Genomic DNA, 18366 nt, shown 5'->3' on the forward strand with positions numbered 1-18366 from the left:
AACCGTAACATCCTTTTTGAAACACCATTTTGATCACTTGGTCTGCCTCCCAAAGGCTGACCTGAAAACACAACTAATCCGCACACTTATACCGCAGATACACCGGTAGCAACAGAGAATTGATGCATGAATATCAAGCACCTTTCCATCAGACAAAAACTCACACTCGCGATGAGCATCGCTGTGATCGCGTCCTGTGCCCTGGTCGGCTACCTCAGCCTGAGCAAATCACAGGAGATTATTCAGACACGTCTGCTCAAAACCGAGCTACCCACCCGGCTGACACAATTTCGCGACAAGGTCGAATCTGAAGTAAAACAATTGCAAAGTGCCAGTCAGCAGTTAGCCTCTAACATCGCCACGTTGAAGTTGCTGGAACAACCCGTCAGTGCAGCGGATAACCAACAACTGATTGAGCAACTGAACAGTCTGAAAGCGCAATATGGCCTGAATGATGCGTCCATTGCAAACCGCCAAACCGGTGATTACTGGAACCAGAATGGTTTTCTGCGTCGCCTGAACCCCGCTCAGGATAGCTGGTTCTTTGGCTTCCGTGACAGCAATAAGTCAAGAATGGTTCAGGTCTTCCGGGAAGCCAACGGTGAGCTGAAACTCTTTGTGAATTACCAGCAGGTCAACGGCAAAGGTATGGCGGGTTTTTCCCGTTCTTTTAATGACATGGCCGGCCTGCTGTCACAATTCAAACTGGAACAAAGCGGTTTTGTTGTTCTGACCGATGCGCAAGGCGTGATCCAGTTAGATCCCAAAACCCGCAACCCGGACAAATCCCGTTTAGTCGATCGCTTTGGCCCAGACAGCCGGGTCCTGCTGGAAAAATCCCCATTCAACCTGTTTACCACAGAGTATCAGGGCGAGAAGCTGCTGCTGGCCTCCAGCTATATTCCGTCCATCGACTGGTTCCTGATTGCCCAAGTGCCAGAGAAAGAAGTTTTCGCCCAGTTGGCGGAAACCAGCCAGCACGTCATCTTGCTGGTTGTGCTGACCACCCTGGCGTTCATTGCACTGGCGATCTACCTGAGTCATACCATCACAGGCCCAATTCAGCAGGCCGCAGAAACCTTCCGCGAACTGGGTGAAGGTGACGGAGATCTGAGCCGCCGTATCCCGGTATCCGGCAAAGATGAAATGGCGCAACTGGCCGAAGGTTTCAATGCCTTTGCCAATAAGATCCATACGCTGGTAGCCGATGTCGCAGCGACCGGCACTGAACTGCGGGTCGCAGCCGAGGACGTCTCCACGCACGCGAAAACCACCCTGTCTCACAGCCAGAACCAGCGGGACCGAACCCTGCAAGTGGCCACTGCCATCAATGAAATGGGCGCAACGGTCAATGAAATCGCCGGCAATGCAGCCTATGCGGCTGAGTCTGCCTCTCAGGCAACCTCAGCGACCAGCAATGGTCAGCAGGTGGTTCTGAGCGCTCAGGACAGCATCGAACAACTGGCAGGTGACATGAACAACATGGCTCGGGTCATCAGCGATCTGGCCGATAACACGGTGGCGATTGGCGGTATTCTGGAAGTGATCCGCGGCGTGTCTGAACAAACCAACCTGCTGGCACTCAATGCAGCCATTGAGGCAGCCCGTGCCGGGGAACAGGGTCGTGGCTTTGCCGTGGTTGCTGAAGAAGTCCGTAACTTAGCCAGCCGGACTGCGAAATCGACCGATGAGATTCAGACCATGATCGACCGTCTGCAGCAGGAAGCACAGAATGCGGTGAACGCCATGCAGAACAGTCAGCAACTGACGGAAGCCGGCACACAGGCTGCGGATGATGCTACCAAGGCGCTGCAATTGATCAATGAACAAATCCTGCAAATCTCTGATCTCAATACCCAGGTTGCAACCGCCACAGAAGAACAGTCCACTGTGGTCAGTGACATCAACGTGAATATTGAAGAAATCAACGAGAATACCCAGCGTACCTCAGAAACCGCCAATCAGATGGTTTCTTCCAGCCAGAACCTGCATGCGTTGTCGGTTCGCCTGGAACGCATGGTCAGCAGCTTCAAGCAGTAACAAGCAGCCCGCTGCTATGGCCTGTCTCTGATCACAACGGAAAGATCGAGTGACTTGGTGAGTGGATAACCACTCTCTTTTGTCCTCTCCGCTTCCTTCTGTCATCCCCGCGCAGGCGGGGATCCAGTGACTTTCAAGGATAAATTGTGCGGAAGATAAGGGGAAAAAATGAATCTGGCAGATTACTTTCATCTCGTGCTCTGTGGATTCCCGCCTGCGCGGGAATGACGCTATCAGATTGATTCTAAATAAAATTCACTCAATTTCCATCATGATATTTGTACACCCTACGGCGGTGAAATCTGGTCTGACAGAAACGATGTTTAGCGCGGATCACTGAAAACAAAAAAGCGCCGATTAAGGCGCTTTTTTCATGCTTTCAGAAAAGGTAAGAACTTACTTTTTCTTCTTCGCTTTTGCGTTTGGCAGGTCAGTGATCGAACCTTCGAATACTTCCGCAGCCAGACCAACAGACTCGTGCAGCGTTGGGTGCGCGTGGATGGTCAGTGCGATGTCTTCTGCATCACAGCCCATCTCGATCGCCAGACCGATTTCACCCAGCAGCTCGCCGCCGTTCGTACCCACAATCGCACCACCGATCACGCGGTTAGTGTCTTTGTCGAAGATCATCTTCGTCATGCCGTCGGCACAGTCAGAAGCAATCGCACGGCCAGAAGCGGCCCATGGGAAGGTCGCAACTTCGTAGTTGATGCCTTCTGCTTTCGCTTCTTTCTCAGTCTTACCAACCCAAGCCACTTCTGGCTCAGTGTAAGCAATGGAAGGAATCACTTTCGGGTCGAAGTAGTGTTTCTTACCGGCAATGACTTCTGCAGCCACGTGACCTTCGTGAACACCTTTGTGCGCCAGCATTGGCTGACCCACAACATCACCGATCGCGAAGATGTGTGGTACGTTGGTACGCATTTGCTTGTCAGTGTTGATGAAGCCACGCTCATCAACGGCAACGCCAGCTTTCTCAGCGTCGATCAGCTTACCGTTTGGTGTACGGCCGATCGCAACCAGAACCGCGTCATAACGAACAGGCTCAGCAGGTGCTTTCTTGCCTTCCATTGACACGTAGATACCGTCTTCCTTCGCTTCAACCGCAGTCACTTTGGTTTCCAGCATCAGGTTGAACTTCTTGCTGATACGCTTGGTGAAGACTTTGACGATGTCTTTGTCCGCAGCAGGAATCACCTGGTCAAACATTTCAACCACATCGATCTGAGAGCCCAGTGCGTCATACACGGTACCCATTTCCAGACCGATGATACCGCCGCCCATCACCAACAGTTTTTCCGGAACTTCTTTCAGTTCCAGCGCGTCTGTAGAATCCCAGATACGTGGGTCTTCATGCGGGATAAATGGCAGTTCAATCGGACGAGAACCTGCAGCGATGATTGCGTTATCGAAGTTCACCGTGGTGTTTTCTTCGCCTTCAACAACGATGGTGTTCGGACCGGTAAATTTACCGTAACCATTCACAACCGTTACTTTACGCATTTTCGCCATACCACCCAGACCGCCAGTCAGCTGGTTGATGACTTTTTCTTTCCAGATGCGGATCTTGTTGATATCGGTTTGTGGCTCACCGAAGACCACGCCGTGCTCGGCCATGGCTTTCGCTTCTTCGATGACTTTCGCCACGTGCAGCAGTGCTTTCGATGGGATACAACCCACGTTCAGGCACACGCCACCCAGCGTGCTGTATTTTTCAATCAGAACCGTTTCCAGACCTAAGTCTGCGCAACGGAAAGCGGCAGAGTAACCGGCAGGACCTGAGCCTAGAACTACGACCTGGGCTTTAATTTCTTTACTCATTATTGACCTCGTTGTAAGTCATCTATCCCTAAACTGGCTGTAAGGCAGAATGCGTTATATTTTTATTTTCAGACCGCGCAACAGTTTACAGACCTGTTATCAACCTGAAAAGGAAAATGGCATTCCCTGTGAGCCAGGCAACAATTCCTTGCCCGTTATACGGGCAAGGAATCTCGGGTCACACCTTTTACAGCACCAGTCGACGAATGTCAGACAGCATGCCGTTCAGGTAAGTAATGAAGCGTGCGCCCTCGGCACCGTCGATCACGCGGTGATCGTACGACAGTGACAGTGGCAGCATCAGGCGAGGTTCAAAGTCCTTGCCGTTCCATACTGGTTTCATCTCAGACTTAGACACACCCAGGATGCCCACTTCCGGTGCATTCACGATTGGTGTGAATGCCGTACCACCCAGGCCACCCAGGCTTGAGATGGTGAAGCAGCCGCCCTGCATGTCAGATGCAGTCAGTTTACCCGCACGCGCTTTCTTCGAGACAGCCATCAGTTCTTCAGACAGCTCGTAGATACCTTTCTTGTTCACATCTTTGAACACAGGAACAACCAGGCCGTTTGGCGTGTCAACTGCGATACCGACGTTGACATATTTCTTCAGGATCAGGCTCTCACCGTCTTCAGACAGAGAAGAGTTGAACGCAGGGAAGGCTTCCAGCGTCTTCGCAACAGCTTTCATGATGAACACCAGCGGGGTGATCTTCATGCCTGAATCTTTCTTCGCTTCAATCGCGTTCTGCTCTTTACGGAATGCTTCCAGTGCAGTGATGTCAGCGTTATCCCACTGAGTCACGTGCGGAATCATCACCCAGTTACGGTGCAGGTTCGCGCCAGAGATCTTCTTAATGCGAGACAGAGGCTTCACTTCGGTTTCACCGAACTTGCTGAAATCAACTTTCGGCCAAGGCAGCAGACCCAGCGCAGCGCCATCGCCTTTGCCAGATGCCGCAGCACCAGATTCCAGACGCTTCAGCGCTTCTTTCACGTAGTTCTGAACGTCTTCTTTCAGAACGCGGTTCTTACGGCCAGTCCCTTTCACTTTCGCCAGGTTCACGCCGAATTCACGTGCCAGACGACGCACAACCGGAGACGCGTGTGCGTATTCGTTGTTTTCAACGAAATCGCCGGTCGCTGCAGGAGCTTCAGCTTTTGCTGCCGGAGCCTGAGCTGCTGCTGGGGCTGCCGCCGGAGCCGCTGCCTGAGGGGCCGCAGCCGGTGCTGCACCAGCGACCTCGAAGACCATGATCAGAGAGCCGGTTGACACTTTGTCGCCGGTTGCGATCTTGATTTCTTTCACTTTACCCGCGAATGGTGCAGGAACTTCCATTGAAGCTTTGTCGCCTTCCACAGTGATCAGAGATTGCTCTTCTGTCACCATGTCGCCAACTGCAACCATGATTTCAGTGACTTCAACTTCGTCGCCACCGATATCCGGTACGTTCACTTCTTTGTCAGCCGCTGCCGCAGGTGCTGCTGGCGCTTCAACTGCAGCTGGAGCCGCTGCCGGAGCACCTGAACCCGCCACTTCGAAGACCATGATCAGAGAGCCGGTCGACACTTTGTCACCCGCAGCAACTTTGATTTCTTTCAGAACGCCAGCGAATGGTGCTGGTACTTCCATAGAAGCCTTGTCGCCTTCCACAGTGATCAGTGACTGCTCTTCTGTAATGCTGTCGCCAATCGCAACCATGATTTCAGTGACTTCAACTTCATCGCCACCGATATCCGGCACGTGAACTTCTTTCAGTTCCGCTGCTGCCGGAGCCGCTGCAGGCGCTGGTGCTGCTTCAGCCGCAGGTGCTGGTGCAGCCGCTGCTGCACCTTCCGCTTCGAAAATCATGATCAAAGAACCGGTTGAGACTTTGTCGCCTTCCGCTACTTTGATTTCTTTCACGATACCCGCCTGAGAAGCCGGTACTTCCATAGACGCTTTGTCACCTTCAACGGTGATCAGCGACTGTTCTTCTTCGACCTTGTCACCAACGCTGACCAGGATCTCAGTTACTTCAACCTCATCAGCACCGATGTCAGGTACATTAATTTCGATTGCCATTATTTATTGCCTCTTACGCGAATAGCGGGTTGATCTTGTCAGCGTCGATGTCGAATTTCTTGATTGCTTCAGCAACTGCAGATTTCTCAACATCACCACGCTTCGCCAGCTCGGTCAGAGCCGCAACAACCACGTAGCCAGCGTTCACTTCGAAGTGACGACGCAGGTTTTCACGGCTGTCAGAACGGCCAAAGCCATCAGTACCCAGAACCTTGTAAGATTCAGCTGGGATGAAGGCACGAACCTGATCCGCGTAGTTCTTCATGTAGTCTGTTGCTGCAATCGCAGGCTCAGTACCCATCACTTCAGCGATGTAAGATACTTTCTGCTCAGCTTCTGGGTGCAGCATGTTGTAACGCTCTGCGTCCTGACCGTCACGGGCCAGTTCGTTGAATGAGGTCACAGAGAACACATCAGATGCAACGCCGTATTCGTCGCTCAGGATTTGAGCCGCTTTACGCACTTCGTTCATGATGGTGCCGGAGCTCATCAGCTGAACTTTCGCTTTCGCACCCGCGTAAGATTCCAGCTTGTAGATACCCTTACGGATACCTTCTTCAGCACCTTCAGGCATTGCTGGCATCGCGTAGTTTTCGTTCATCAGCGTCAGGTAGTAGAACACGTTCTCCTGCTCGCCGTACATGCGACGGATACCGTCTTGCATGATCACTGCAACTTCGTATGCGAAAGTTGGATCGTAAGAGATACAGTTCGGGATGGTGTTTGCCATGATGTGGCTGTGACCATCTTCGTGCTGCAGACCTTCACCGTTCAGGGTTGTACGACCTGCAGTCGCACCCAGCAGGAAGCCACGTGCCTGTTGGTCACCAGCCATCCACGCCATGTCGCCCACACGCTGGAAGCCGAACATTGAGTAGTAGATGTAGAACGGAATCATTGGCAGGTCGTTGGTGCTGTATGACGTCGCAGCAGCAACCCACGAAGACATCGCACCCAGCTCATTGATACCTTCCTGCAGAACCTGACCTGCAGTGTCTTCTTTATAGTAAGACACGATATCGCGGTCTTGCGGCGTATAGTTCTGGCCGTGCGGGTTGTAGATACCGATTTGACGGAACAGACCTTCCATACCGAAAGTACGTGCTTCGTCAGCAATGATAGGAACGATGTTCTTACCAATGTTCTTGTTCTTCAGCAGTACGTTCAGCGCACGAACGAAGCCCATGGTGGTTGAGATATCACGCTTCTGCTCTTCCAGCAGCGGTTTGAACTCTTCCAGCTCAGGAGAAACGAATTCGCCAGTGAAGTTTGGCAGACGCTTCGGCGTGTAACCGTGCAGCGCCTGACGGCGAGCGTGCAGGTATTCGAATTCTTTCGAACCTTCTTCCAGTTTCAGGTAAGGCAGGCTCTTCACGTCTTCGTCAGAGACCAAGTCTTGCAGACCCAGACGGTCGCGCAGGTGCTGAACATGCGTCATGTCCATTTTCTTCACCTGGTGCGCAATGTTCTTACCTTCGGCAGCTTCACCCATACCATAACCTTTCACGGTCTTGGCCAGGATTACCGTTGGCTTGCCTTTGGTGTCTTGTGCGTTCTTGAACGCTGCGTACAGTTTCGAAGACTCGTGACCACCACGCTTCAGCGCGAAGATCTCGTCGTCAGTCATGTCTGCAACCAGCGCAGCCGTTTCTGGGTACTTACCGAAGAAGTGTTCACGTACGTAAGCGCCGTCTTTCGCTTTAAACGTCTGGTAGTCACCGTCGATGGTTTCGTTCATCAGCTGCAGCAGTTTACCCGAGGTATCTTTCGCCAGCAGTGAATCCCAGTTGTTACCCCAGATCACTTTCACAACGTTCCAGCCAGCACCTTTGAACAGACCTTCCAGTTCCTGGATGATCTTGCCGTTACCCATCACTGGGCCGTCCAAACGCTGCAGGTTACAGTTGATCAGGAAGCACAGGTTGTCCAGTTTCTCACGCGCAGCGAAAGAAATTGCACCACGTGATTCTGGCTCATCCATCTCACCGTCGCCCAGGAAGGCGTAAACGCGCTGAGCAGAGGTATCTTTCATACCACGGCCGTTCAGATACTTCAGGAAACGTGCCTGATAGATAGAAGCGATTGGACCCAGACCCATAGATACAGTCGGGAACTGCCAGAATTCAGGCATCAGTTTCGGGTGCGGATAAGAAGACAGACCTTTGCCATCAACTTCCTGACGGAAGTTGTCCAGCTGGTCTTCAGTCAGACGACCTTCAACGAAGGCACGGGAGTAGATACCCGGAGAGATGTGACCTTGATAGTAAACCAGGTCGCCACCATCGGTCTCGTTTGATGCGCGGAAGAAGTGGTTAAAGCACACTTCGTAGAAAGCAGCAGAAGACTGGAAAGAAGCCATGTGGCCACCCAGCTCCAGATCTTTCTTAGAAGCACGCAGTACGATCATCACAGCGTTCCAGCGGATAATTGCACGAATACGGCGTTCCAGCGTGGTATCACCCGGATAAGCCGGCTCTTGCGCCGAAGGAATGGTATTGATGTAGTTGGTGGTAATGCCAGTCGGCATGTCGACACCATCCAGACGAGCTTTTTCCAGCACTTGCTCCAGCAGGTACTGTGCGCGCTCTACACCTTCTTCACGAACGACGGACTCCAGGGCTGCTAGCCACTCTTGGGTCTCCAGTGCGTCCACGTCATTCTTCATGACTTCAGACATGCGATCTATCCTTTCGTTGATATTCTACAAAACTAGGGTCTTGGGTTTGCCCCTAACAATGTCGCGACTGTTTGATACCGACCTCGGCTTATATGAGGGAGGTATTAATCCAGCCCGTCCTTGCGTTGTTGAATCCTGCGAAGAGAGCGTTCACGTCTGCTGTCTTCCAGAGTTAAATCCAACAATGTTTCCTCGATATAAGCCAAATGTGCATGCGATGCTTCTCGCGCCATTTCCGGCTGACCGGAAACGATCGCATGCACAATGTCGGCTCGGTGCTTGCTCACCTTCTCCACCACCTCAGGGCGACGGTTCAGGAGTTCAAAGTTTTGGTATACGTTTTGCTCCAGCAATGGGGCGAGACTGCGGATGATATGCAGCAGAACCAGATTGTGTGCGGATTCGGTCACCGCAATCAGGTACTGCATGACAGCGGCAGCTTCAGACTTCAGATCGCCCTGTTGCTGAGCTTCCTGTATCCGGCTGTGACAGTCACGGATACGGTCAAAATCTTCTTCATTACCGCGCAGGGCAGCATAGTAAGCCGCCAGCCCTTCCAGAGCATGGCGTGATTCCAGTAAATCGAGTTGTGTTTCAGGGTGGGCCGCCAGTAAATCCAGCAGCGGGTCAGAAAAGCTTTGCCATAACTGATCAGAGACAAAGGTGCCGCCGCCCTGACGACGGATCAGCAGATGTTTGACTTCTAAGCGTTGAATCGCTTCACGAACCGATGGACGTGAAACGTCAAACTGCCGCGCTAACTCTCGTTCAGGCGGCAGTTGGTGTCCGGGGGACCAGATCCCCTCCAGAATCAGTCGCTCAAGTTCCTGCTCAATGACGTCTGAGAGCTTGGCTTGGCGGATACGCTTATAAGTCATTTATATCGTTCTGCTTCTTGTATTTTTTTATCTTACAACTCGACCCTGCGACCGGTTAATTGGTCATACCAATTTAACTATATACAGAAATTTTACAGAAATAATTGAAGATGTCTACCGACAACTTGATACAGGTCATGGCCGAATTGAAAGCAAATATTCCCTTTCAGCGGACGAAAAGCCAAAAATTATGGCAACTTTAGACTAGTTTTCCGTGTGTTGCGAACAAGATTCACGGAAAAGGTTAATGGTCAGACCAATTATTTAACATTTCTGTCACAATGGGAAATATGTCAATTTTTGTAAAAGACTCCCAAAATTTTTTAATCATTGAGCGCAGTTTTATAGCGTCGCCAATCAAAAGCCAATCCTGGATCGGTTTTTCGGCCGGGTGCAATAAATTCATGGCCGGTGATCCGTGTCCGGGAGATCTTCGGATAAGCCGTTTGCAGTGCCCGGGTGAGTGCTGTCAGGGTGTCATACTGTGCTGAGGTATAAGGCAAGGTATCTGTCCCTTCCAGTTCGATCCCTATTGAGAAGTCATTACACTTCTCCCGGCCATCAAACTCAGACCTACCGGCATGCCAGGCTCTGGCATGAAAAGGCACAAACTGCACCACTTCCCCATCCCGGCGGATCAGACAATGCGCAGACACACGTAACTGATGAATCTCTGCAAAGTAAGGATGCTCAGCCGGATCCAGAGTACCGGTAAACAGCTGCTCAATATACGGGCCGCCAAACTGACCCGGCGGCAGGCTGATGTTGTGGATCACCAGCAACGAAATATCCTGCTCATCTTCCCGTACGTCGTAATACGGTGAAGGCACATGTCGTCCCTGCGCCAGCCAGTGTTCTGAATTGATCGTCAAAACCATAAGATTGCCTGTGATCGGTTTGTGATTCAGATGCCAAGCATAAAACCAGTCCCCCCTCTCACTCAACCTGAGAATGCCTTCCCCTTGCCAGCATCTCACAGTATGATCAGGCTCATTTCGATCCCAGCTTCAGCCATTACGGAAAACGACGATGAGCCCAACGGAACAAAAACACGATTCTGAGTCACGACTGGCCTACCTGCGTCAGCAACTGCCTGAAGATATTCGCCGCAATGTCGCCGATGCCCTGCGCGAAGATCTCGGGGGTGACCTGGACGCCAACCACGATATCACCGCCAGCCTGATCCCGGCAGACAGTCAGGGTGAAGCCACCATCATTACCCGGGAGCACGGGGTATTTTGTGGCCGCCTGTGGGCTGATGAAGTGTTTCGCCAGCTGGGTGATGAAGTCACAATTGACTGGCAGGTCAACGATGGTGATCCGGTTGAACCGAATCAGGTACTGTGCATCCTGCGTGGCCCGTCCCGTATTCTGCTGACCGGTGAACGAAACGCGATGAACTTTATTCAGACCCTGTCCGGCTGTGCAACACAGGTCGCGCACTATGCTGCCCTGCTCGACGGCACTAAGACGCGTCTGCTGGATACCCGGAAAACCATTCCCGGCCTGCGTAATGCGCTCAAGTATGCCGTGGCCTGTGGCGGTGGTTTCAATCACCGGATCGGTGTCTTCGATGCTTATCTGATCAAAGAAAACCACATCATTGCCTGTGGCGGGATCCGACAAGCTGTAGAAACAGCCAAGCAGCTGAACCCGGGCAAACCGGTTGAAGTGGAAACTGAAAGTCTGGATGAACTCAAGCAAGCCATTGAGGCCGGTGCCGACATCGTGATGCTGGACAATTTCACCACCGACATGATGCGTGAAGCTGTGGCACTGAATCAGGGACGGGTTGCGCTGGAAGTGTCCGGCAATGTCACCGATGAAACGCTGCGAATGTTTGCAGAAACCGGTGTCGACTATATTTCCGTTGGCGCGCTGACCAAACATGTGCGCGCAATGGATTTGTCAATGCGCTTCAAGTAAGCGATTCTAATAAGCATTGCTTGCTCATCGAGTCGCAGAAAACAAAAAACAATAACAAAAAACAATAAATAAAAGGGAGCGCATAGCGCTCCCTTTTAAATCGGTCTTACTTCACGTTGTAATTAACCACGATTCAGGAAAGACACCGCTTTGTCCGGGAAGTCGGTAAACACGCCGTCTACTTTCACTTTGTTGTAGAACACGTCCAGCATGTCATCGAAGTTCTCAGCGTAAGGCGCAATGCGGCCTTCATCTGCACGGAAAGTATATGGGTGGACGACCAGACCAGCCGTTTTTGCATCTTTCATCAACGGCAGGATGATCAGGTTGTCTTTGGTTGACTTGTCATCAACCAGCATTGGCTTCCAAGGACCGATGCCGTCAGCATACTGAGCCACTTTTTTCATGCCGCCTTTTTCATACATCCAGTCATAGTTGTATGGTGTGGCTTTGTCACCTTTATACACCATGGTTTCGTTCCAGTCGGTATAAGCCATCAGCTGAACCAGATTCAGATCCATCTTCATCGCCGGCATCAGCTCATCATTGATGCGCTTCAGCTCGATTGGGTCAAAACACTGAACGAAAGCTTTGTCATCTTTGCTGTCGTAGCCATATTCTTTCAGCACTTTCAGGACCGCTTTTGAAATGTCCTTCCCTTCATGGCGATGGAACCAAGGCGCTTTGATTTCCGGATAAAGACCGATGTTGTAACCCAGCGATTTGTTCAACCCTTGGATCAGCTCGATTTCTTCTTGCAGCGTCGGAACGGTGAAAGACGATTTCCACAGTGGGAAACGCTGCGGGAAGCCCGCGACTTTCTTGCCTTCTTTATCAATATTGAAACCTTCAGTCAGCTTCAGACCTTTGATTTCTGCCAGTGTAAAGTCGATCGCGTAATAGCGGCCGTCTGCACGGGCACGATCCGGATACTGCTCCGCAACATCAGTCACACGATCCAGAAAATGGTCGTGCAGAACCACCAGCTGGTCATCTTTGGTCATCACTACATCCTGCTCGATGTAGTCCGGCTTCATCGCATAAGCCATGGCTTTGGCTTCCAGCGTGTGCTCCGGCAGGTAACCTGAAGCACCGCGGTGTGCAATCACCAGTGGATCAGCCAGTGATACGGAAGAAAAAGTCAATGCAGCTAGTGATAAGCCAATAACGTTTAATTTCATGTTGTTATCCATCTTTTAATACTCAGACGCGAAAAGGCCGTCACAAATATGAAACGGCCTGAATAATATAAAAATTAAAGCGATCAGTCAGGTAATCGCCTCACATCCGCTTTTGGGTGAGAATCTAAACGCGCGTCAGTTCAGACATACACAGGCAGCTCAAAATATCTTATCCGCGGTCAATCTTTTGGTTTTGTTTGTTTTTGATAGATCACAGCGGGTCAGTTTGGCATTGGCTGTTGCAATCAACGGCAACCGCTTGAACCAGAACTCATTCCTGAAGCGGGTTTCCCCAGAGTCTGCCGATCTGACTCGGTCCACTTTTGTCCGAAACAGAAGCATTTTCAGGAAAATAACGCCAGACAGACGGTCGCGCTCCATGATGGTCCTCATCTCTTTGAGCGAGTGAGCCTATTGATTGAGAAGACGAAAGTAAATATTTTCGATTTAACTCATCCCCCATCTGTGATCTGAGCTTGATATTCAAAAGAACACATAGGAAGTCTGCTTTCCTTTTTCAATCTGTTTTCTTGCTCTTTCGAAAGATATACACAAGGTTCCTTCAATGGCGGTATGCCTGAAAGCGATTGAACCTGCGCTTTTCTCTGTGCCGTGATTCCCCGTACCCATGTTCAGGCGATGGAGACACCTCCAGCGCTCCCATGCAATTGTTCTCCCTTTCAACTGCCCGTTTGAAGGTGGCCGGAAAATCCTGTGTTAGCGCTTTTCTGACGCCCCTCACTCCCTATTCTTGCTGCGTTTTTTCCATGAAAGGCACACAGCAATGACCCAATACAGTGGATTCACCTTAATTGAACTGATGATTGTCGTGGCAATTATCAGCATCCTGACCGCCTTTGCCATGCCGGCTTATCAAGGCTATACCCAGCGTGCCCATGCAACTGAAATGCTGCATGCTGCCACCGCGATGAAAACAGCCGTCAGCCTGTGCCTGATGACCCGACAGGTCTCGGGCGCATCCCGAACCCTCGACTGCCAAAGCGGCCGCAATGGTGTGCCCGATTCACAGCAATTCAATAAGGGGAATGGGGACAGTTTCGAAATCCGCTCAACGGTCACAGCAACACAAACCGGAAGCCAGCTCAGCGTTCGTGATGGCAGTGGCGTGATCGCCAGTATTCCGAAAGGTCGCAACAAAGGCAGCCTACCCGTCAATACGGAAATCCGGCTCCTGCCGGATAACAGTCAGCACGGCATCGTCTGGACGACACAATGTGCCGGAGATGATCATGCTCACTTCTGTCCGGGGAACTGAATCATGACCCATTCGCTCCTTTCTGCTCTGCATCAGGCTAGCCTGATATCACAATCCGAAATCGACCGGGTACAGTATGAAGTCCGACAACATCGCACCGGGATTCCCGAGGCGCTCATCCGGACAGGTGTATTCAGCGACAGGGATCTCGCGCGGCATCTTGCCAACCTGTTCTCCCTGCCGGTGGCGGATGTCCATCAGTTTGACTATCAGGCTCTGTGTCAACAGCTGGCCATCCGGCCACTGATTGAAAGGCATCGTATTCTGCCGCTGGCAATCGACAACGATGTTCTGACACTGGGAATTGCCGATCCCACCGAAACCAGTAGTCTGGACGAATGCCGTTTTGCAACGGGCCTGACCGTTCAGCCCCTCCTGTTGCCGTTACAGCAACTGGAGAATGCGATTCGGCGAGTGTATGGTCAACCGCTTACCAGCACACTCAACATGGCCCCTGTCAGTGAACAGGAACTGGCGCAGTTGGCTGAGCCTTCAGCACGGACTGATACAAGCCCGGATGACGATGATGCACCGGTCAGCCGCTACCTGAATCAGCTCCTGCTGGACGCGATACGGCGACAGGCTTCCGACATCCATCTTGAACCTTTCGAGCAATCCTGCCGGATCCGTTTCCGTTGTGATGGTCTGCTGCTGATCTATGCCTCCCCACCCGCCGATTTAGCGGTCCGGTTGGCTGCCCGGCTCAAAATCCTCGCCCGGCTGAATATTGCCGAGCGCCGTCTGCCACAGGATGGTCGGTTCAGGCTCACGCTGAACCAGAGCCTGACGGTCGACATGCGTGTATCCACCCTTCCGGCACAATGGGGAGAAAAAATTGTGCTCAGGCTGCTCGACAATAATCACATCCCGCTTTCACTGGCGCATCTCGGCTACACGGATGCCCAGCGCCACGCATTTGAGCAGGCGCTCGAACGCCCACAAGGGCTGATTCTGGTCACTGGTCCCACCGGCAGTGGGAAAACACTGTCCCTTTATGCCGGACTGAGCTGGCTGAACCAGGAGCACCGGAATATCTGCACGGCGGAAGATCCCGTGGAGATCCAACTGCCGGGGATCAATCAGCTCCAGATCAACCCGGCGATTGGACTCAACTTTTCAACCGCCCTGCGCACTTTTCTCCGCCAGGATCCAGATGTCCTCATGATTGGCGAGATCCGCGATCAGGAAACGGCATCGATGGCCGTCAGAGCTGCACAAACCGGACACTTGGTGCTTTCCACCCTGCATACCAATTCTGCAGCAGACACTCTGACCCGACTGGGCCATCTAGGGATTGCGCCTTACGAACTCGGCGCTTCAGTGAGCCTGATCATTGCCCAACGTCTGGTGCGCTGTCTGTGCCAACATTGCCGGCAACCTGCCCCGATCCCCCCTCAGATGCAAAACTTTCCTGATATTCCACCCGACATCCCAGCGACCTTTTACGAAGCCCACCCAAATGGCTGCGAGCACTGCAATCAGGGGTATCTGGGCCGGACCGGCCTGTTTGAACTCTGCACAACCGATCCATTAGCAGCGACGGCTGAAAACACGTTCACCATCACTCAAACCCGAGTCGATGGCTTGTCTCTGGAGGCCGCCGGGATCCGACTTCTGTGCCAGGGCCTCACCAGCCTGAATGAGCTGCGCCGCGTGCTGCCAACCGATCCCCTCACCCAGTTCACTGGCACTGCACCATGAAACCACCAGCACAATTGAATTATTACTTCTGGCGCGGAAAACAACAGAGCGGTCAGCGTATTCAGGGGCTGACTGTCGCCTACCATCCGGAAGAGATCGCACAATTGCTGAAAGCAAGCCGGATCACCCTGCTGTCAGTCCATCGACGAAGGCCGGGCTGGCTGACCCGGCGACGCCATGATCTCAGGCAACAGGATCTGACTCAGCTTCTGCGTCAGTTGGGGATTTTGCTTCATGCCTCACTACCGCTTGCCAGCGCCCTGACACTCCTGGCCCGTGAACAATCCCGAAAAGCGCCCGCGGCACTCCTGCGCCGTTTAAGCTCACAGGTCGCATCAGGGCATCCGCTATCCGATGCGCTATCCGATGCTTTACCCTATCCGGACACCACCGTCAGCAGTCTGCTCACAGCCGGCGAACAGGCCGGACAACTGCCACAAATGCTGGCCCAAATCGCGACCTACCGTGAGCAGTCGCAGACCTTACAGCGCAACATGACGCAAGCTCTGGTTTATCCCGCAGTTGTCTGTCTGGTTGCAGCGGCAGTCACCACACTGATGCTGACCTGGGTGATCCCCCAGTTTGCCAGCTTGTTTGCCAGCATGGGGAGTCAACTTCCCTGGCTGACCCAAATGGTGCTCACGCTCTCCGAGCGTTTCAGAGAATTCGGCTGGCCAATCGCCGTGATCACCATTTTGCTGATAATGTGCACCCGTCATTTCTACCGACGCAATCACAAATGGCAGACCCGCCTCCATCGGTTCGGATTGCGTTGTCCGATACTCGGCCCACTCTGGCAACTGGCTGCGGAAGCCAAATTTACCCGCACACTGGGGATCACTTTTCAGGCCGGTGTGCCCCTCCTGAATGGTCTGGAACTGGCCGCCGCCACCTGCGGGAACCGAGTCTTAGAGCAGGCTTATCACGAGGCCTCCCGACACGTTTCTTCCGGACAACCACTGCATCAGGCGCTCCGGCAACACACCTGTCTCTCAGCACGCCTGATCCACATGGTGATGGTCGGAGAAGAAACCGGCCAGCTCGACAACCTGTTGCTCAGACTGGCGGATCAGAATGACAACGCCCTGTCTCATCAGCTCAAAACACTCACCACCCTCACAGAGCCAGTGCTGATTCTCTTCATCGGCGTCCTGGTCGGCACTTTACTCCTGGCCATGTACTTACCGGTCTTCGATTTAATGAAAGTCGTGGGATAACTCGCGACAAGCAGCATATTCAGGCTAAAATAGCCTTTTGTTGCGATAACTTGACGGAAATTGAGTCTTCTCATGGCATTGCTGATCGACTACCCCTGGCTTTACCCGCTTGCTGCCGCCCTGTTTGGCCTGATCATCGGCAGCTTTCTGAATGTGGTCATTCACCGCTTGCCGATCATGATGGAAAGACAGTGGCGTGCTGACTGCGCGGCCTGTTTTCCCGAACACGGCCCCGTAGAATCTCAGCCGCCCTTCAATCTCAGTGTCCCGGCATCACACTGCCCGCACTGCCAGCACCGGATCCGGGCATGGGAAAATATTCCTGTCATCAGCTGGTTAATCCTTCACGGCCGGTGCAGTCACTGTAAACACAAGATCAGCTTCCGCTACCCGGCGATCGAGCTGCTGTCTGCCCTCGCAGCCCTGACCGTCGCACTGGTACTGCCCATATCGGGCTGGAGTCTGGCAGTGATCGCCGCCAGTTTTGTCCTGATTGCCCTGACGTTTATCGACATCGACAAAATGCTGCTGCCGGATCAGCTCACCCTTCCTCTGCTCTGGGGCGGATTGCTGCTGGCATTACTGGGCATTGGTCCCGTCAGTCTGGAATCTGCGGTCATCGGTGCAATGGTCGGTTATTTGTCACTCTGGAGCCTGTACTGGCTCTTCAAACTACTGACGGGCAAAGAAGGCATGGGCTATGGCGATTTCAAACTTCTGGCTGCGCTGGGAGCTTGGGCGGGCTGGCAGTTACTGCCTTTCATCGTGCTTCTCTCTTCCTTGCTCGGCAGCGTTTGTGGCATCGTTTTATTACGCATGCAACGCAGTGAGTCAGATCGTACGGCACAGACACCCTTTTCATTTGGTCCTTACCTCGCCCTCGCTGGCTGGGCAGCCCTGTTGTGGGGCACCCCGGTTCTGACGTGGTATGTGGGTACTTATTTAGGATATGCGTTATGACTCTGGTCATCGGCCTGACAGGGGGGATCGGTAGTGGAAAAACAACGGTCGCAAACCTGTTTGCCAACTATGGGATTGATATCATTGATGCTGATGTGATTGCCCGGGAAGTTGTCGCTCCCGGTTCAGATGGCCTCAAAGCGATTGTGGCACGCCTGGGTACTGACATCCTGCTGACAGATGGCCAGCTCAACCGCAGTAAACTCAGAGAGGCCATCTTCAATGAACCGGCCTTGAAAGCGTGGCTGGATGGTTTGCTTCACCCAATGATTCGTCAGCGTATGCAGCAGGGGATCAGCCAGGCCAGCTCGCCTTATTGCCTGTTAGTTGTCCCCTTAATGGTCGAAAACCAGCTCCAGACAATGACAGACCGGCTCCTGGTTGTTGATGTCAGCGAAGCGGTTCAGATTGCCCGTACAACGACCCGGGATAACGTCGATGAAACTCAGGTCCGTAAAATCCTGTCAGCTCAGGCAACCCGGGAACAGCGTCTTGCCGCCGCGGATGACGTGATCGACAACAATGGCGACAGCCACAACCTGCGCGGTGAAGTTGCCCGACTGCATCAGCAATACCTGCTGCAGAGCGAACAGCCCAAATGCAACTGAACCAACACCGAACCAG

The 18366-nt window shown here is 52.7% G+C and carries 13 protein-coding genes; 7 read left to right on the top strand and 6 right to left on the bottom strand.

The window, feature by feature from the left end:
• Window positions 1-126 precede the first annotated feature (126 nt).
• Window positions 127-2040 carry a methyl-accepting chemotaxis protein gene (locus EA58_RS04680; RefSeq protein ID WP_036749542.1) on the top strand — a complete coding sequence of 638 codons (1914 nt, stop codon included), beginning with the start codon at window positions 127-129 and terminating at the stop codon, window positions 2038-2040.
• Window positions 2041-2436: 396 nt separating this feature from the next.
• Here the strand turns inward: EA58_RS04680 and lpdA are convergent, their stop codons facing one another.
• From lpdA to ampD, 5 genes are all read right to left on the bottom strand, one after another.
• Entirely contained in the window at window positions 2437-3861 is a 1425-nt protein-coding gene (lpdA, locus tag EA58_RS04685) for a dihydrolipoyl dehydrogenase (protein WP_036749545.1), read from the bottom strand.
• A gap of 187 nt (window positions 3862-4048) precedes the next feature.
• Window positions 4049-5926, bottom strand: a complete 1878-nt coding sequence (aceF, locus tag EA58_RS04690; RefSeq protein ID WP_036749549.1) for a pyruvate dehydrogenase complex dihydrolipoyllysine-residue acetyltransferase — start codon at window positions 5924-5926, stop codon at window positions 4049-4051.
• Window positions 5927-5939: 13 nt separating this feature from the next.
• Window positions 5940-8603: a pyruvate dehydrogenase (acetyl-transferring), homodimeric type gene (gene aceE / locus EA58_RS04695; protein ID WP_036749553.1), complete on the bottom strand. Its 2664-nt coding sequence runs from the start codon at window positions 8601-8603 to the stop codon at window positions 5940-5942.
• Between the two features lie 104 nt (window positions 8604-8707).
• The gene (gene pdhR, locus EA58_RS04700) at window positions 8708-9481 is read right to left on the bottom strand and encodes a pyruvate dehydrogenase complex transcriptional repressor PdhR (protein WP_036749556.1); all 774 of its coding nucleotides are present in this window, start codon (window positions 9479-9481) and stop codon (window positions 8708-8710) included.
• Between the two features lie 323 nt (window positions 9482-9804).
• On the bottom strand, window positions 9805-10359 hold the full coding sequence (gene ampD, locus EA58_RS04705; protein ID WP_036749559.1) for a 1,6-anhydro-N-acetylmuramyl-L-alanine amidase AmpD: 555 nt from the start codon (window positions 10357-10359) through the stop codon (window positions 9805-9807).
• A gap of 151 nt (window positions 10360-10510) precedes the next feature.
• Here ampD and nadC point away from each other — a divergent pair, with 151 nt between their 5' ends.
• A complete protein-coding gene (gene nadC / locus EA58_RS04710) occupies window positions 10511-11407 on the top strand; it encodes a carboxylating nicotinate-nucleotide diphosphorylase (protein WP_036749562.1) in 897 nt (298 codons plus the stop codon).
• A gap of 122 nt (window positions 11408-11529) precedes the next feature.
• Here nadC and glpQ read toward each other — a convergent pair whose 3' ends face one another.
• On the bottom strand, window positions 11530-12588 hold the full coding sequence (gene glpQ, locus EA58_RS04715) for a glycerophosphodiester phosphodiesterase (protein WP_327078518.1): 1059 nt from the start codon (window positions 12586-12588) through the stop codon (window positions 11530-11532).
• A gap of 784 nt (window positions 12589-13372) precedes the next feature.
• On the opposite strand from glpQ, the gene EA58_RS22155 reads away from it, so the two are divergent.
• From EA58_RS22155 to coaE, 5 genes are all read left to right on the top strand, one after another.
• A complete protein-coding gene (locus EA58_RS22155) occupies window positions 13373-13864 on the top strand; it encodes a pilin (protein ID WP_036749569.1) in 492 nt (163 codons plus the stop codon).
• A 3-nt stretch (window positions 13865-13867) separates the two neighbouring features.
• The gene (locus tag EA58_RS04730; RefSeq protein ID WP_051641899.1) at window positions 13868-15565 is read left to right on the top strand and encodes a GspE/PulE family protein; all 1698 of its coding nucleotides are present in this window, start codon (window positions 13868-13870) and stop codon (window positions 15563-15565) included.
• Window positions 15562-16782: a type II secretion system F family protein gene (locus tag EA58_RS04735; protein WP_036749572.1), complete on the top strand. Its 1221-nt coding sequence runs from the start codon at window positions 15562-15564 to the stop codon at window positions 16780-16782. Before EA58_RS04730 ends, EA58_RS04735 begins: the two co-directional genes overlap by 4 nt.
• 72 nt (window positions 16783-16854) lie before the next feature.
• On the top strand, window positions 16855-17742 hold the full coding sequence (locus tag EA58_RS04740) for a prepilin peptidase (protein ID WP_036749575.1): 888 nt from the start codon (window positions 16855-16857) through the stop codon (window positions 17740-17742).
• A complete protein-coding gene (gene coaE / locus EA58_RS04745; protein ID WP_036749578.1) occupies window positions 17739-18350 on the top strand; it encodes a dephospho-CoA kinase in 612 nt (203 codons plus the stop codon). The genes EA58_RS04740 and coaE overlap by 4 nt, the downstream gene beginning before the upstream one ends.
• Window positions 18351-18366 lie beyond the last annotated feature (16 nt).

It is taken from the genome of Photobacterium galatheae (genome assembly GCF_000695255.1).
Taxonomy (GTDB): Bacteria; Pseudomonadota; Gammaproteobacteria; order Enterobacterales; family Vibrionaceae; genus Photobacterium; species Photobacterium galatheae.

Excerpts from the sequence above, each read along its gene's own strand:
- EA58_RS04680 (WP_036749542.1), top strand. The coding sequence starts at position 127 with ATGAATATCAAGCACCTTTCCATCAGACAAAAACTCACACTCGCGATG.
- lpdA (WP_036749545.1), bottom strand. The coding sequence starts at position 3,861 with ATGAGTAAAGAAATTAAAGCCCAGGTCGTAGTTCTAGGCTCAGGTCCT.
- aceF (WP_036749549.1), bottom strand. The coding sequence starts at position 5,926 with ATGGCAATCGAAATTAATGTACCTGACATCGGTGCTGATGAGGTTGAA.
- aceE (WP_036749553.1), bottom strand. The coding sequence starts at position 8,603 with ATGTCTGAAGTCATGAAGAATGACGTGGACGCACTGGAGACCCAAGAG.
- pdhR (WP_036749556.1), bottom strand. The coding sequence starts at position 9,481 with ATGACTTATAAGCGTATCCGCCAAGCCAAGCTCTCAGACGTCATTGAG.
- ampD (WP_036749559.1), bottom strand. The coding sequence starts at position 10,359 with ATGGTTTTGACGATCAATTCAGAACACTGGCTGGCGCAGGGACGACAT.
- nadC (WP_036749562.1), top strand. The coding sequence starts at position 10,511 with ATGAGCCCAACGGAACAAAAACACGATTCTGAGTCACGACTGGCCTAC.
- glpQ (WP_327078518.1), bottom strand. The coding sequence starts at position 12,588 with ATGAAATTAAACGTTATTGGCTTATCACTAGCTGCATTGACTTTTTCT.
- EA58_RS22155 (WP_036749569.1), top strand. The coding sequence starts at position 13,373 with ATGACCCAATACAGTGGATTCACCTTAATTGAACTGATGATTGTCGTG.
- EA58_RS04730 (WP_051641899.1), top strand. The coding sequence starts at position 13,868 with ATGACCCATTCGCTCCTTTCTGCTCTGCATCAGGCTAGCCTGATATCA.
- EA58_RS04735 (WP_036749572.1), top strand. The coding sequence starts at position 15,562 with ATGAAACCACCAGCACAATTGAATTATTACTTCTGGCGCGGAAAACAA.
- EA58_RS04740 (WP_036749575.1), top strand. The coding sequence starts at position 16,855 with ATGGCATTGCTGATCGACTACCCCTGGCTTTACCCGCTTGCTGCCGCC.
- coaE (WP_036749578.1), top strand. The coding sequence starts at position 17,739 with ATGACTCTGGTCATCGGCCTGACAGGGGGGATCGGTAGTGGAAAAACA.